17 protein-coding genes are annotated in these 16032 nt (G+C 25.8%); 11 read left to right on the top strand and 6 right to left on the bottom strand.

The window, feature by feature from the left end:
- Positions 1–8 precede the first annotated feature (8 nt).
- From NX779_RS03325 to NX779_RS03370, 10 genes are all read left to right on the top strand, one after another.
- Positions 9–605 (top strand): signal peptidase II, encoded by a 597-nt coding sequence (locus tag NX779_RS03325; RefSeq protein ID WP_259430001.1) that lies wholly within the window; start codon positions 9–11, stop codon positions 603–605.
- On the top strand, positions 593–1510 hold the full coding sequence (locus NX779_RS03330) for an RluA family pseudouridine synthase (protein ID WP_259430002.1): 918 nt from the start codon (positions 593–595) through the stop codon (positions 1508–1510). The genes NX779_RS03325 and NX779_RS03330 overlap by 13 nt, the downstream gene beginning before the upstream one ends.
- A gap of 1 nt (position 1511) precedes the next feature.
- Positions 1512–2816 (top strand): hypothetical protein, encoded by a 1305-nt coding sequence (locus NX779_RS03335; protein ID WP_259430003.1) that lies wholly within the window; start codon positions 1512–1514, stop codon positions 2814–2816.
- Between the two features lies 1 nt (position 2817).
- Entirely contained in the window at positions 2818–3297 is a 480-nt protein-coding gene (locus NX779_RS03340) for a deoxycytidylate deaminase (RefSeq protein WP_259430004.1), read from the top strand.
- A gap of 122 nt (positions 3298–3419) precedes the next feature.
- Complete coding sequence (locus tag NX779_RS03345; protein WP_259430005.1) at positions 3420–3740, top strand: holo-ACP synthase; 321 nt, start codon at positions 3420–3422, stop codon at positions 3738–3740.
- A complete protein-coding gene (locus NX779_RS03350; RefSeq protein WP_259430006.1) occupies positions 3733–4221 on the top strand; it encodes a dihydrofolate reductase in 489 nt (162 codons plus the stop codon). The genes NX779_RS03345 and NX779_RS03350 overlap by 8 nt, the downstream gene beginning before the upstream one ends.
- Before the next feature lie 278 nt (positions 4222–4499).
- A complete protein-coding gene (locus NX779_RS03355; RefSeq protein WP_375162449.1) occupies positions 4500–5444 on the top strand; it encodes a lysophospholipid acyltransferase family protein in 945 nt (314 codons plus the stop codon).
- Positions 5445–5575: 131 nt separating this feature from the next.
- A complete protein-coding gene (glpO, locus tag NX779_RS03360; protein ID WP_259430008.1) occupies positions 5576–6739 on the top strand; it encodes a type 2 glycerol-3-phosphate oxidase in 1164 nt (387 codons plus the stop codon).
- A gap of 14 nt (positions 6740–6753) precedes the next feature.
- Positions 6754–8262, top strand: a complete 1509-nt coding sequence (glpK, locus tag NX779_RS03365) for a glycerol kinase GlpK (RefSeq protein ID WP_259430009.1) — start codon at positions 6754–6756, stop codon at positions 8260–8262.
- A gap of 11 nt (positions 8263–8273) precedes the next feature.
- Positions 8274–9029, top strand: a complete 756-nt coding sequence (locus NX779_RS03370) for an MIP/aquaporin family protein (RefSeq protein ID WP_259430010.1) — start codon at positions 8274–8276, stop codon at positions 9027–9029.
- 639 nt (positions 9030–9668) lie between these two features.
- Here the strand turns inward: NX779_RS03370 and NX779_RS03375 are convergent.
- From NX779_RS03375 to rsmD, 6 genes are all read right to left on the bottom strand, one after another.
- The gene (locus tag NX779_RS03375) at positions 9669–10751 is read right to left on the bottom strand and encodes a hypothetical protein (RefSeq protein WP_259430011.1); all 1083 of its coding nucleotides are present in this window, start codon (positions 10749–10751) and stop codon (positions 9669–9671) included.
- Between the two features lie 81 nt (positions 10752–10832).
- The gene (locus NX779_RS03380; protein WP_259430012.1) at positions 10833–11597 is read right to left on the bottom strand and encodes an Eco47II family restriction endonuclease; all 765 of its coding nucleotides are present in this window, start codon (positions 11595–11597) and stop codon (positions 10833–10835) included.
- On the bottom strand, positions 11590–12615 hold the full coding sequence (locus NX779_RS03385) for a DNA cytosine methyltransferase (RefSeq protein ID WP_259430013.1): 1026 nt from the start codon (positions 12613–12615) through the stop codon (positions 11590–11592). The genes NX779_RS03380 and NX779_RS03385 overlap by 8 nt, the downstream gene beginning before the upstream one ends.
- Entirely contained in the window at positions 12615–13877 is a 1263-nt protein-coding gene (rsmB, locus tag NX779_RS03390; RefSeq protein ID WP_259430581.1) for a 16S rRNA (cytosine(967)-C(5))-methyltransferase RsmB, read from the bottom strand. The genes NX779_RS03385 and rsmB overlap by 1 nt, the downstream gene beginning before the upstream one ends.
- The gene (gene gmk, locus NX779_RS03395; protein ID WP_259430014.1) at positions 13867–14763 is read right to left on the bottom strand and encodes a guanylate kinase; all 897 of its coding nucleotides are present in this window, start codon (positions 14761–14763) and stop codon (positions 13867–13869) included. Before gmk ends, rsmB begins: the two co-directional genes overlap by 11 nt.
- A gap of 4 nt (positions 14764–14767) precedes the next feature.
- Entirely contained in the window at positions 14768–15337 is a 570-nt protein-coding gene (gene rsmD, locus NX779_RS03400) for a 16S rRNA (guanine(966)-N(2))-methyltransferase RsmD (protein ID WP_259430015.1), read from the bottom strand.
- A 77-nt stretch (positions 15338–15414) separates the two neighbouring features.
- On the opposite strand from rsmD, the gene def reads away from it, so the two are divergent.
- Positions 15415–16017: a peptide deformylase gene (gene def / locus NX779_RS03405; protein WP_259430016.1), complete on the top strand. Its 603-nt coding sequence runs from the start codon at positions 15415–15417 to the stop codon at positions 16015–16017.
- Positions 16018–16032 lie beyond the last annotated feature (15 nt).

Below are 16032 nucleotides of genomic sequence, written 5' to 3' on the forward strand. Positions count from 1 at the left end.
GAGAAAATATGATATTTAAAGATAAAATTCTAGAATGAAAAGTTAAATTAAAACAATATAATTTTGAATGAAAATATAAACTTTTTGTTTGTGCTCCTATTTTGATTTTTCTAATAGGATCTGATCTAATAACTAAAATTATCGTTGCAAACAAATTTGAACTAGGTCAAGAAGCTAAACTAATTCCAGGATTTATAAAACTTAAATATACAATTAATTTAGGTATGGCTTATGGTGGATTAGAAGACAAACAATACTTAGTAATTTCAATAGCTAGTATAATAACTTTCTTATTAATAATCTTTTTCATATTTTTAAATAATAAAAAATGATTGATTGCTTTAGTGTTTATTTTATCTGGAAGTTTTGCTAATTTAATTGCTAGATCATGAGCTCCTTTAAATGAAAATTCAAAACCTGGTGGAGTTATTGACTTTTTAGTATGAGATATATCTTGAGTTAAAGCTAGTTATATTTTTAACTTAGCTGATTTATGAGTTAATGTTGGAATTGGAGTTAGTGCTTTAGTTATAGTAATAGAATTTATCGAATTTATTAAAACTAAATTTAAAAAACAAAAAGGTGAAGAAGAATGCAACAAATAATTTTAAATTCTAATGAAATATCAACTAGATTAGATAAACTTTTAGTTGAACTGTTATCTGATAGAGATTTTTCTAGATCATATATTCAAAAATTAATTAAAGAAGGTAATGTTATTGTTGATGGTGAAATAATTAATGCTAATAATTTTGTTGTAAAACCAAATACAGAAATAATTATTAATATTGATGATCCTAAACCAACTGATATTGTTGCTCAAAACATTCCTTTAGATATTGTTTATCAAGATGATGATATTTTAATTATTAATAAACAAAACAATATTGTAGTTCATCCAGGTGCTGGTAATTTTGATAATACTATTGTTAATGCTTTACTTGGAAGTGGAGTTGAACTTTCATCAATTAATGGTGAATTAAGACCAGGAATAGTGCATAGAATAGATAAACAAACTACAGGATTATTAATTATTGCTAAAAATGACAAAGCTCATAAAAGACTAACTGAAATGTTAACTAATCATGAAATTTATAAAGAATATTATGCTTTAGTTTGAGGTGTAATTGCTAAAAATAAAGGTATTATTGATGCTCCTATTGGAAGACATGAAAATGATAGAAAAAAAATGGCAGTTACAATTAAAAATTCAAAACATGCTAAAACAAATTTTGAAGTCATCCAACGTTTTGATAATGCAACTTTAATTAAATGTAATATTGAAACTGGACGAACACATCAAATCAGAGTACATTTTAACTTTATTAAACACCCGATTATAAACGATCCTGTTTATGGTCGATTAAGTGAAAAAACTACTGATTTTGGACAATATCTTCACGCATACAAATTATCATTTAATCATCCAATCACAAATAAACGAATTGAAGTAATTGCAGAGCTACCTAAAGAATTTAATGATAAAATTAAAGAATTAGGAGGTGTTTAAGATGAATGAAAATAAAAAGATTTTAGAAAATTTCTTTATTAAAAATTACAATGCTAAATTATTAAAATCAAAAGTAAATTCTAATATAAGTTATTTATATAATTCTTCAAATAAATTCCAAATAGTTGTTATTAATTTTGATAGAAGTATTAGTGCCGATAAAGAATTAGATTATGTTGTTCAAAAAATGCAAAAAGCAGTTAATAAACCTGTGCAAATTTTTATGATAGTTGTTGATGAAAATGCAAATAACGATCTTATTGAACAAGAAAATAAAAAGATTTTATACTCATCAATAGAAAATTTAAAAGACAATTTAGAACCATTTTTTGAAAAAAGTGATTTATTAAATTTTAATCAACACCAACAACAAGAAATAAAAGAAGAGTTAAATGAACAAAATAGTTTTGAAGAAAATTTAAAAAGTCTTAATAAATTTATTCAAAGTATTAAATCAAATAAAATTACATTTTCTTGAATCGTTTTAATTCTTTTAGTTTTACTTCCAGGATCAATTCAACTTTTTGCTCCTTATTTATTAAAAGATGCTCAAATTAATCCAAACACTCTTTCATTAGCGTTTGGTGCAACTAACTGAAATCTAACAATTTTAGGTGGACAATGATGAAGAGTCTTTACTTATGGATTTGCTCCTATGCAACAAATTGGATCTCCATTTTTAAGTGTTCTTCTTTTAATTATTTTAGGATCAATGTTTTTCAACGCTTCTAAAATGTGTGAAATTTCAATAGGAAAAACTTGATCATTTGCTGTTAGTTCATTTTTAAGTTACTTAGTATTAGGATTATTTGCAAGTTGTGTTTTACCAGCAACTTATACAGGTGGAATTATAAGTACTATCGGAATCTTTTTAGGAATTTTATTAACAGATGCATCAGGTAAAAATACTCCTGTAGCTAAGTTCAGTCAATCTAAAGCTTGAAAATACATTATAATGATAGTTTTATTTTCATTACTATATGGAAGTGGGTTAAGTTCATTATTAATCACTGGAGTTGGTATGGTTTTAGGAACTTGTTTTACAGGTTTATTAAAAACTCAAGTTAAAGAATGAAAATGAATCGAAATGATTCAAGTAGGATTAATAATATCAATTATTACTATTCCAATTGTATTTATAATGATTACAAAATTTACAACAGCTGTTGATGCTAACATTTTAAACGCTTTATCTTTTTACATTAAAAATAAATGATTTAGTACAGAATTTGTAAACTCTATTACTAATAAAATTGGATGAGAAGGAAGCTTTAATACCGCTGGTAATTGAATAACAGGATTTTAATATGTCAAAACGTCAAAATTATTTAACATGAAAACAATACTTTATGTTAATTGCTAAAGCTAGTGCTATGAGAAGTAAAGATCCTTCAACTCAAGTTGGAGCTATTGTTGTTAATAAATTAAATCAAATTATGTCAACAGGTTATAATGGTTTTCCAAGAGGAGTTAGTGATGATGAATTTCCATGACAACGCCAAGGTGCTGAGTGAATTGATCTAAAATATGCTTATGTTGCTCATGCTGAAGTTAATGCGATTGTAAGTGCTAGAACTAATTTAACTGATTGTGATTTATATGTTACTTTATTTCCTTGCAATGAATGTACAAAAATAATTATTCAAGCAGGAATTAAAAAAGTATATTATTCTTTAGATAAATATCACGATCAAAAAGAATATGTTGCTGCAAGAAGAATGCTTGATGCAGCTAAAATAGAATATGAACAATTACCAGATATTGAATTAGAAGTTAAAATAAATTAAAAATCAGGAGATTACCTGATTTTTATTTACCAATAATATTTCTATATTATAATATCTATGTAATTAAAGCTTTTAACAATCAACAGATTGTTTTTATTTTACTAATAGAGTGTGGTGAATTAATGAAAATAGGAATAGATATTGTTGAAAATAAAAGAATTAAATTAAATGATAATTTTATTTGTAAAATATTATCTGAAAATGAAATTAAGATATTTAAAACTAAAACTAAAGCTGAACAAAGAGAATTTGTTTCAGGACGTTGAGCTGTTAAAGAAGCTATTATAAAAAGTTTAGATGATCCTATTAGTATGAATAAAATAGATATAAATTATATAAATTCAAAACCTGTTATTTTAAATGAAGGATTAAAAAATATATCAATATCAATTTCTCATGAAAAAAAATATTCAGTAGGAATGGCGGTAAGAGTTGATGATTAAATTAATATGAGCACAAACTAAAAATGGAGTTATTGGAAACAATAATTCTTTACCTTGAGATATTAAAGAAGAAATGCAACATTTCAGAAGAACTACAACAAAAAAAGATTTAGTAATGGGTAGAAAAACATTTGCTTCTTTAAACTATAAACCTTTAAAAAATCGTTTAAATTATGTTCTTACAAATAATGTTGATAAATATAAAGATTTAGAAAAAGAATTTGATAATTTGATTATTATAAATAGCGTTGATCCTATAATTGAAAAATATGCTAAAAATCAAGAAAATGAAATATTTGTAATTGGTGGTAAAATTATTTATGAATTATTCTTAGATTCAGCAGATGAAATAATTAGATCAATTATTAAAAAAGATTATCAAGGTGATACTTTTATGCGTGATCTTGATGTGAATAAATTTGATAAAATTTCTCAAGAAGATTATGAAGAATTTTATATAGAAAGATGAGTTAGAAAATAATGCAAGAAACTAAAAAAACTACTAAAAGTACTTCAACTAAAACTAAGTCAACTGCAGCTAAAAAAGCACCTGCAAAAAAAACTAGTTCAACTAAAACTGAAGTTAAAAAAACAACTACAAAAGCTACAACAAAAAAATCTAGTACAACTAAAAGTTCGACAAAACCAAAATCAAGTAGCACTAAAACAACAAAACCAAAATCAAGTATAGCTAAATCTGTAGATAAAAAAGTTGTTGAATCAGCACCAAAAAAAGTTGAACAAGTTGTTGAAACTAAAATTGAAACAACAACTAATGTTGTTGAAAATCAACAAACTCCAACTGTTGTGGTAAAAGAAAAGAAAAAAGATTATTTACATTTAAATAAATGAAAAATGCTTTACATGTGAGCACCTTTATTAAATATAAAAAGAAAAGCTTCAAAAATTGTTAGAAAAAATAGAAAATATCCTGACACTTATACTGAAGAATATTGCTACACATGAGTTAAAAAAGCAGTAAACAAATTATTATATGTTTTAGATGTTGATATAAAAGTTGAAGGAATTGAAAACTGATTAGATAAAGGTGTTGTTTTAGCAGTTAACCATCAATCAAATATTGATCCTGCAATTTTACTTGCAATTAATAATTTCTCAAAACAACAACCATTAGCATTTATTGCAAAAAAAGAATTATGAACTGATAAAAAGTTCAAAAACTTTGTAAGATTAATTGATTGTATTCCTTTAGATAGAAACAGTCCTAGAAGTGCATTAGAAGCATTTAAAGAAGCTAGAGAATTAGTTGTAGATTACAAAAGATCATTAGTAATTTTCCCTGAAGGAACAAGAAGTCAATCTCAAGAAATGAATGAATTCCATCCTGCTTCATTAAAAGTTGCTCAAATGGCACATGCACCAATTATTCCTGTTTCAATTATCAACTCTTATCAAGTATTTGCAAAAGATAGACCAAAAAGAGTTGAGATTAAAGTTGTTTTTGGAAAACCTATTTTACCTTCAAAACATATTTCATTAAAAACTGAAGATCTAACTAGATTTGTTCAAAAAACTGTTCAAGAAAATTTAAATAAATGAGAACACGAAAAAATGAAATATGCTTTAAAAAAATTAACTAAAAAAGATATTAAACAACTTAAAGAAGAAGAATTAGAAAAACAGAAAAAAGCTAAAAAATCTAAGAAAAAATCAGTTAAAGATATCTTTAAAATAATAGATTAATTATTAAACTAAACAGTTATTGTTTAGTTTTTTTATTTTTGTATTTATTTTGTTTAATGTTATAAGCTACTGGTTAAACTCACAAAAAAATAGTTTTTTTATTTACAATATATTTGTAAGGGAGAAATCATATGAAAGAAATTAAAACAGATATATGTATAATTGGTGGAGGAATTATCGGATCTGCTATTAGTAGAGAACTTGCAAAATACAATAAAAAAATAGTTGTATTAGAGCAAAACCCTAGACTTGCTTTAGAAACTAGTGGTCATAACTCTGGGCTTGTTCATGGTGGATTCGATCCACGTCCTGAAACTTTAAACGCTAAGTTAAATGTTTTAGGTAAAAAACGTTATGAAGATTGAATTAGAGAAATGGATTTTCCTTATTTAAGAATTAATTCAACTGTTGTTGCTTTTAATGAAGAAGAAATGAAACATGTTCACATGCTATATGAACGTGGATTAATCAATGGATTAGATCCTAGTGAACTAGAAGTGATTGATGCTGAAGAACTACATAAGCGCGAACCTAATGTAAGTAAAAATACAATTGGAGCTTTAGTATGTAATTCTTCTATTGCAATTGATCCTGTTGTTTTAACTAAAACTTTAATGAGAAATGCTATTAAAAATGGTGTTGATCTAAGAGTTAATTCAAAAGTTTTAGATATCAAAAAAGAAAATGATCTTTTCAAAATAACTACAAGCAAAGATGAAATAATCACAGCTAAAGTTGTTGTTAATGCGTCTGGTCATTATGCTGATGTAATTTCTAAACTAGCAGGATATGATGAATTTAATTTAGTAACAAGACGTGGTGAATATAGAATTTTAGATAAATCTCAAGCAGGTATTGTAAATTCGGTTATATTCATGGTTCCAACAATTCATGGTAAAGGAGTTATCGTGGCTCCTATGTTAGATGGTAGAATAATGGTAGGACCAACTGCCGAAGATAATGTTGCTAAAGAAGATACTTTATTAGTAACTCCTGAAATGTATGACAAAATAGGAGCAATTGGCCAACAATTAATTCCAAATATAGATATGACAAAAACTTGTACAGTGTATGCTGGATCACGTCCTATCGAACCTTCAACAAATGACTTTTGAATTAAACCTGCAAAAGATGACAAATCATTTATCAATGTAGCAGGAACAAAATCGCCAGCGATTGCAAGCTGTCCAGCAATTGCTGATATGGTGTGTGACTTAGTAAAAGATGCATTTACTAATCTTGAAGTTAGAACAGACTGAAATCCAAAAGAAGAAGCAATTCTTCCATGAAACTAATAGGAGGAAATAACATGGAAAAATACATATTAACACTAGATGAAGGTACAACTAGTGCCAGATCTTTAATAACTAATAAAAAAGGTGAAATTATAGCTGTTGAACAAGCTGAATTTACTCAATACTTTCCAAAAGAAGGGTGAGTAGAACATGATGCAATTGAAATTTGAAATACTCAACGTTCAACATTAATTCAAGTTTTAAATAAATCAAATATTTCACCAGAACAAATTGAAGCTATCGGTATCACTAACCAACGTGAAACTGTTGTAGTTTGAAATAAAGAAACTGGTTTACCAATTTATAATGCAATTGTTTGACAAGATCAAAGAACTGCTGACTATTGCCAAACATTTAGCCAAGAAGATGTTGATATGGTAAAAGAAAGATCGGGTTTAATTATTAATCCTTACTTTTCTGCAACTAAAGTAAAATGAATTTTAGATAATGTTGAAAATGCTAGAAAATTAGCTGAAGAAGGAAAATTAATGTTCGGAACAATTAACACTTGATTAATTTACAGATTAACAGGTGGAGAAGTATTTGTAACTGATCATACAAATGCTCAAAGAACATTATTATACAACATTAAAACAAATACATGAGATGATGAATTATTAAAATTATTTGATATTCCAAAAAACATACTTCCAGAAATTAAATCAACAAGTGAAGTTTATGGGTTAACATTCAAAGGATTATTCTCAAAAGGTGATGAACACCAAATCAGAATTGCTTCATCAATCGGAGATCAACAATCAGCACTATTCGGTCAATTATGTGTTGAAAAAGGTCAAGTAAAAGTAACTTATGGAACAGGATGTTTCATTCTAACTAACACAGGTGAAGAAATAGTTAAATCAAATCACGGATTATTAACAACTGTTGCTTATTCATTTAAAGATAAAGTGTATTATGCACTAGAAGGTTCAGTAATGATTGCTGGAGCTGCTGTTCAATGATTAAGAGATAACTTAAGAATTATTTACAACGCTATTGAAACAGAATGATATGCAGGTCAAGTAAAAGATGATAGAAGAGTTTATGTTGTACCATCATTTACTGGATTAGGTTCACCATACTGAGATTCATACTCACGTGGAGCTATTTTTGGATTAGATAGAGGAACAAGACGTGAACACATTGTAAGAGCAACATTAGAAGCTATTGCTTATCAAGCAAACGACGTTGTTGAAGCAATGGGAAAAGATATGAAAAAAACTATCGAAATCTTTAAAGTTGACGGAGGAGCTGCAAACAATAAATTTATGATGCAATTCCAATCAAACATTAGTCAATCTAAAGTAATTAAACCAACTAATGTTGAAACAACAGCTATGGGAGCAGCATTTATGGCAGGATTAGCTGTAGGTTACTGAAAAGATATCGAAGAAATTAAACAAACTTATAAAGTTGACTTCGAATTAACACCAGAAATTAGTAAACAAGAAGTTGAAAAACTAATTAAAGGTTGAAAAGTTGCAGTTCAAAGAACATTTAGTTGAACAACAGAAATTGAATAGGAGGTAGTTATATGACATCGCAAAGTGTTATATTAACAGAGTTATTTGGTACAATGCTTTTAATTATTTTAGGTAATGGTATTGTAGCTAACGTTGTTTTAAAAGGTACAAAAGGTCAAAATGCAGGTTGAATTTCAATTACTGCAGGATGAGGATTTGCTGTGTTTGTTGCAGCTATGATTTCAAGTGCTCTTGGAGGAGTTGCTCATTTAAACCCAGCAGTAACAGTTATGAGTGCAATTTCATCAAAAAGTTGAGAATTTGCAGGTATTAAATCAGGATTTAATGGAGCAGGATTATTCTTTGTAGTTCTAATAGTTCAATTAATCGGAGCTATGTTAGGACAAATTGTTGTTGACGTTTTACACTTAAACCACATTAAATTAACAAAACAAGACGAAGATTTCCAAACTAGATTTTTAGCAATTCACTCAACTGGAGCTACTCAAAAATCAATTTCATTAAACTTCTTAATGGAATTTGTTGGAACTGCAGTATTATTATTCGCAATTATTGGAGTAGGAAAAACTGCATTTAGTTCATATGGTCCATTAGCAGTAGGATTAGCAGTATTTTCAATAGGTCTATCTCTTGGAGGAACAACTGGATACGCTATTAACCCAGCTCGTGACTTAGGACCTAGAATCGTTCATGCATTATTACCATGTAAAGCAAAAGGAAGTTCAGATTGAAAATACTCATGAATTCCAGTAGCAGCACCAATTTCAGCAGCCGTTGTTGTTGGATTAATCGCTATGGCTTTATAAGAATAATGATAATAAAAAAGATTGGTAGTTATTACCAATCTTTTTTTGTGTAAATTATTAATTTTACTTGGTTCATATAAAGCTATGTATGGTATATTTCATCGCAATCAAAACCATAACCAACAATATAATAATCGCTAATTTTAAAAAAATTTTAATCATGAGCAAATTCAACTATACGATAGTCAGATTATATACTACTATGTCTATTGTCTTTACTATTATTTTTGTAATGTAGACATGTATTTACAATAGAATTTATACTGAGTTAAACAAAATACTTCATTTACTTTCTTATCTAGATTCTTTAGTCTTTCATATTTTCTTTTTTATCTTTTAAAAAGTACAGACTACATATAACAAGCGCTAAAACTAAAGATATTGTCATGTAAAGATATGGATTTGTTATTAAAGTTTTATGTTGAGAATATAGATTTTTACTTCTTGGTTTTTTGTAGTTATTTATTTGAGGATTATTTGTATTTTGATTTGGATTTGAATAATTAATCGGTTTTGTTTCAGTTATGTTAAGTTTAATTATTTTCTCTCCATAAAATTTAGTTTTGAAATTATCTTTTACAGTAAGTATTAACTGATCTTTTTCAATTTTATAATCTAAAGCAGTATTTAATCAAAACGCTAGATTTGGTATGAAATTTTTAATGTTTTTAATATCTTCTTTTTAATATTTAACTCATTAATTTCAATTAAGTTACCTATATCAATTCTTTGAATGATTGGTAATTTTAAGTATAGATTTTTAAAATCTTTTTCATATTTTTTACTAATAGGAATTTCTATAATAATTTCACTTTTATCACTTCATTTGAATTTACCAAATTCTCTTTTTGAAAAATCTGTTAATTTTCAAGTAGTAAAAATATTGTTAATTTTATCTAAATAATTTTTATTTGTTTTTTGTAATTGTTTTTTAAATTCATTTTCAAGATCTGCTACAAGATATTCAAGTTGATCGATATTTTTATAATCTTTTATTTGATAAGGGATTGTTTTAATCGAATTTAAAACAGTTTTAGGAATTAAAAACTCATATTTCACTTCTTTAACTGAATATTTTAATTGTGAAAATGGTGGAACTGGAAAATTGCTATGATTTCATTCTCAATTTTTATAAACTTCAAAATCCATTGCTTCATAAATATTTAAAAGTTTTAGATTTTTATCATAACCACATTTTCATTGCGTATTAAAGTCATAAAAAGCAGAACTTATACTTCTGACATCTTTTGGATCTTTTAAAAAGTCCATACGTACAATTCCTTCATATTCTTTTTGATTTTCACATCTAAAACTAAATTCATCTAAAAAATTACATACAACTTTTTTAGTTTGTTTTTGAATTTTTTTATCTTTATATTGATATATATAATGTCTTTCGACATCAATATCAAATGATATTTTCATATTTAATCCATCGTTTAGATAATTTAAAAATTTATCAGATATTTTAAAAGTAAAATGTTTTAAAAAGAAGTCTTTTAGCAAGCTTCTATTTCTTAGTCATTCTTTGTTGTATTTGTATGTGTTTTCATCAACTCTAGCATTTTCATCAAATAAAACCGTTTTTTTGTGATCTAATTTTTCAACAAACTCAAAACTATTTTTTTCAGATTCAATTTTGATATTTTGATTAGTACTGTAATTTATTGAAGTTGGAACTATTTGACTAGTTGTTAAAAGTAATGGTAATAAGAATTTCATGTTTATATTTACACCTCTCATTAAAGTGTTAGATAAAAAATAAAAAAAATTACCCTTTAAATGATAATTTTTTAATAATATTTAAAAATCAAATCCTTCATATGTAGCAAACGCTAGTTTATATAATGAGATAACTATATCATTATCAATTTCTTTTAATTCTTCAAATACGCTATCTTTTTCAACTTTAATATTATCGTTTTGACTAACAAGTTTTTCTAATGTTTTTGAAAGTTGCAAACATAAGTTTTTAAATGAGTGTTTATCTTTTGTGATAATTTCATAAAATTTATCTATAGATATTCTTTTCAATTGTTTATTACCAATCATTTTTTGATTATCAATTTTCATAACTCATGGTATATTTTGTGATCTTTTAGCAATAACTTCAACTAAAGCACAAATAATATTGTCTTCTTTTTTATTATTTAATAAATGATTTTGCATTTTCATATAAACTTCTGCCGCTGAAGAACTATTCATTGTATTATGTTTGTTTTTCATTTCAACATAATAAGTATAATCATCATCTTTAAAAATTACATCTCATCCTTGAACAGGAACTTTACAATTTTTAATATACTTAAAAATATTTTGATGAAAATAACCTATTATATTGTTATTGGTTTTATCTCTTTGTCTAGAAATTTCTAATTTTATAATTTCTTCAAATTCCTTATTAAAAACATTTTTATCAAAAATAAGTTTAATCGGATCAATAAGATTTTTATTGAATCTTTTTAAGTTAATAGATTTCAATGAAGACTTATATTGTTTGATAGTATCTATTACATGTTTTTCAAAATCTTTTTGACTTATAAAATTTAGATTAAATTCATTATCCATTTTCACAATCTCCTTTTAAAGAGTTTATGATACTGATTCCTACATATTTAGCTAAGTTACAAGGTACAGCGTTTCCTACTTGCTTGTATTGATTAGCTATTGATCCTTTAAAAATTCAATCATCAGGAAAAGACTGTATTCTAGCGTTTTCTCTTACGCTAAACGGTCTTACTTCTATGGGGTGACATCTTTCTGTTTGTTTCATTTGTGGTGTTGTTAAAACTGTTAGTCCAGGTTCATCTAAACTTAATCTTCTTAAAATACCTGTTCGTCCGCCTTCCATATATCAACAACTCTTCATATATGTTTTAGCAATTTTTTCGTCAATATCTCTTCAACAACCACCAGCAGGTACTAATTTAAATATTTCTTGTTTTTCTTTTGAATATTTTGCACATTCACTTTTTGGTACATCTTTTAAAATATCTCTTAAAACTAAGTGTCGATTTTCATTCTTTTTAGGAAATTCAAATTTTACATGATTTGTTAAATCATTTCTAATACCAACAACTATTAGTCTTTCTCTTTTTTGAGCCACTTGATAATCTAAAGCATTTAAAACTTGATAACTAACTTGATAACCTTGTTGTGAAAAAATATCGATAATAGTTTTAAAAGTTTCACCTTTATTATGAGTTAACAATCCTTTAACATTTTCAAATAAAAACATTTTAGGTTTTAACTTATTTAAAAAAGTTGCATAATGATAAAACATTGTTCCTCTTGTATCTTCAAGACCTAATCTTTTTCCGGCATAACTAAAACTTTGACAAGGAGCACCACCTGATAATAAATCTAATTCTTTAGCTTTAATATTAAATTCTTTTTCTAAATCACGTGTTGAAACTTGTTGTATATCTTCACAAATTACATTTCAATTTGGTCTATTAAACTTCAATGTTTCTGCAGCGTATTTATCAAATTCTACTAATGCAATGTGTTCAAATCCAGCTTGTTCTAATCCTAAAGCCAAACCTCCAGCACCAGCAAAAAGTTCAATACTTTTAAAAGTTTTCATTACTTCACCTTTTTCATTTTACATATATAAAATCCATCAGTGTTTGATTCAAAACCAAAAATTTGTTGTTCAAAAATCTTAATCATATCTTTGTGTTTATTTAAAAACTTATTAATTTGATTATCATTTTCTTGTTTATTAATTGTACAAGTAGAATAAACCATTTCACCGTTAACTTTTAAATTTTTATAAGCATTTTCAAGTAATTGTTCTTGAAGTTTAACAGTAGCTTTTAATTGATTAAAATCTAAATTTAGTTTAATTTCAGGCTTTCTTTTAAAAACTCCAAATCCTGAACAAGGAGCATCTAATAAAATATAATCAAAAAATTCTTGTTTACTAATATCTCGACCATCCATATTGATTAGTTCAATATTATTACATCCTAAACGTTTAATATTATCTTTAATTAAACTTAATTTATTTTCACTAATTTCATTACCAATAACACTACCTGTATTTTGTAAAATACTGCTAATATGAGTAAGTTTTCCACCAGGAGCAGAGCACATATCTAATACATTGGAATTTAAGCTAGGATTTAAAATATTTGCAACTAAAATTGAAGCTTTATCTTGAATAGTGATTAAACCGTTTTTATACATTTCAGTATTTACAATTGACTTGTTAGAAATCAAACAATCACTAACATCAGTTTTTTCTAAATTAAACTCATCTTTATACTTATTAAAAAACTCATCAGTTGAAATTTTTAAAGTGTTCACTCTAAAATAAATTCTAGGAATTGTAATATTATCAACTACAATTTGATCTAAAATATCTTTATCGTATTGTTGTTTTAACATTAAATACAAATTATATGGAAAAGAATTTTTAATACATAATTCTAAATCTTTATTTTTTAAACTAACATTGCTAAACTCAGTGATGTTTCTACTAAACTTATTTAAAACAGCATTTACAAAACCTGAAGTTTTACGATTTATTTTTTTAGCCATTTCAACTGATTCATTAACTATTGCATAATTAGGAATTGCATCTAAAAAAATAAATTGATAAATTGAAAGTCATAAAAGTATTTGAATTTCTTTATTAGTTTTCTTACTATCAATTAATTTATCAGTAATATGTTTTAAATAAATTTGATTAGAAATAACTCCATGAACAATATTAAAAACTAGATCTTTATCTTGTTTAGAAATATTAGTTTGATTTGATAAAGAGTTCAATAAAATATTAGAATAAGATTTATTAATAAAAACTTTTTTTAAAATATTAAAAGCTATTTGTCTAGAATTCATCATTGTGGTGTTTTTGTTCGATACTAAAGAAATTAATCTTAAACATTAATTTTTGAATTTTAAAATCAACAAATTCTTTATCTAATAATTTAGAAAAATCTCCATGACCTAAAACTTTATGATAAACCTTACGAGTTAAAAGTTTGATTAAATATTTTTCTGCGTCAAATTTTTTAGCTTCTTGTTTTTCTTTTTCATTTCTTGCAAGTAATTTAACGTTTGTTTCTCAGTTGTTTACAAAATACATGTAATTTTCTTTTACAATTTCTTCAACTATTTTTTCTAATCTTTCATAAACTGTAGGACCTTTAATATTAGTTAATCCTTCTAAGTGTAAAACATCAGTAATTTTAGCAACAGCATTATCAACACTATCATTTTCAATTACATACTGATAGTTGTGTTTTAAAGGAATTTCTAATAAAGCTTTATCTAGTCTTGCTTTAACTTTATCTTCAGTTTCAGTTTGTCTTCCTCTAATTCTTTGAGCTAAATCATTTAATGTTGGAGGCATTAAAAATATTGATAAAGTGTTTCCTTCTTTATTTAAAACTTGAGTAGCTCCATCTACTTCAATTTCTAAAATTACGTTATAACCTTTTTCTAGTTCTTGTTCAACATATTTTCTAGGTGTTCCATAAGAATTACCAACAAATTGAGCATATTCAATTAATTCATTATTAACAATTGCTGTTGCAAATTCTTCTTTAGTAACAAAAAAGTAATTAACTCCATCAACTTCACCAACTCTAGGTTCACGTGTTGTCATTGAAACTGAATATTTTAATTTTAAATCTGGATTGTTTAATAATACTGAATTTACTGAACCTTTACCAACTCCACTTGGTCCTGAAATAATAATCATTTTGCCTTTTTTACTAGCCATAATTCTACTCTTCTCCTCATCTTAAAAAGTATAAAAATTTATTTTTGCAATCTTTAAAACGTAATAATTCTAGTTTAGATAATTTCTCTAAATCTAATTTTTCACCAGCTTCACAAACTATAATTGCTCAAGGATTTAAAATATTGTTATCTATTAAATAATTAATAATTTCATAATAATAATCCATGTAATTTTCATGAGCAAACGGTGGGTCTAAAAACACTAGATCAACTTTTTGATTCATTACTTTTAATAGTTCTAAAAGCTGTAGATAATCATTTTGATATAACACATAATCTGATTTATCAATTCTAGATAAATTTTGTTTTATTATCTCAATTGCGTGCTTGCTATTGTCATTGATTATAGCATATCTCACACCTCAGCTTAAAGCTTCAATTGACAACGATCCACTACCTGCAAATAAATCTAAACTAGTTTTATTTTCAAAAATAAAATAGTTATTTAAAATGTTAAACATATCTTCTTTTATTCTTGTAAGCGTTGGTCGCGTTTGGCGAGAATCTAAAGTTTTTAGCTTCATCTTTTTATACTTACCAGCTATTATATGCATACTTATTCTCCTATAGATAATTTATAATATTATAACAAATACTAGTTTGCTATAATATGAATAAATGAGGTGTAAATATGGATATTAAAAAGGATTTATTACAAAACGATAGGCCTTCAAATTCTTGATTGTTTAAAGATACAAATAAAGAAGTGATTAGAAATACTTGTAAACAAATTAAGGATCCTACAAATCTAACTCAAGAAGAAGAATTAGTTATGAAAAAATTAATTGATTTTGTTGTAGTTAGTCAAGATGAAAATGAAAATAAAAAAGATTCAGATGATTATTTAAGACCAGCAGTTGGATTGGCTGCCCCTCAAATCGGATCAAATATTGATATGTTTTATGTTAGATTTAATTGAGATGAAGATGATATTGAAGAATATGCAATGATTAATACAAAACTTATTTCAAAATCATCTCAAATTGTAGCTTTAAAAGATGGAGAAGGTTGTTTAAGTGTCGATCAAGATCACACTGGAATTGTACCTAGATCTTATAAAATAGTTGTTGAAGGTTATGATTGATTAACTAAACAATATCTGACTTTAACTTTAAGAGGGTATCATGCAATAGTGTTTCAACATGAAATGGAACATAATATTGGAAAACTATATTATGATCGAATCAATAAACAAGATCCTATGTTTTCAAAAGATGATTGAATACTTTTATAAAATCAAGCACTTGCT

This window comes from Mycoplasma cottewii, assembly GCF_024918975.1.
GTDB classification, from domain to species: Bacteria; Bacillota_I; Bacilli_A; order Mycoplasmatales; family Mycoplasmataceae; genus Mycoplasma; species Mycoplasma cottewii.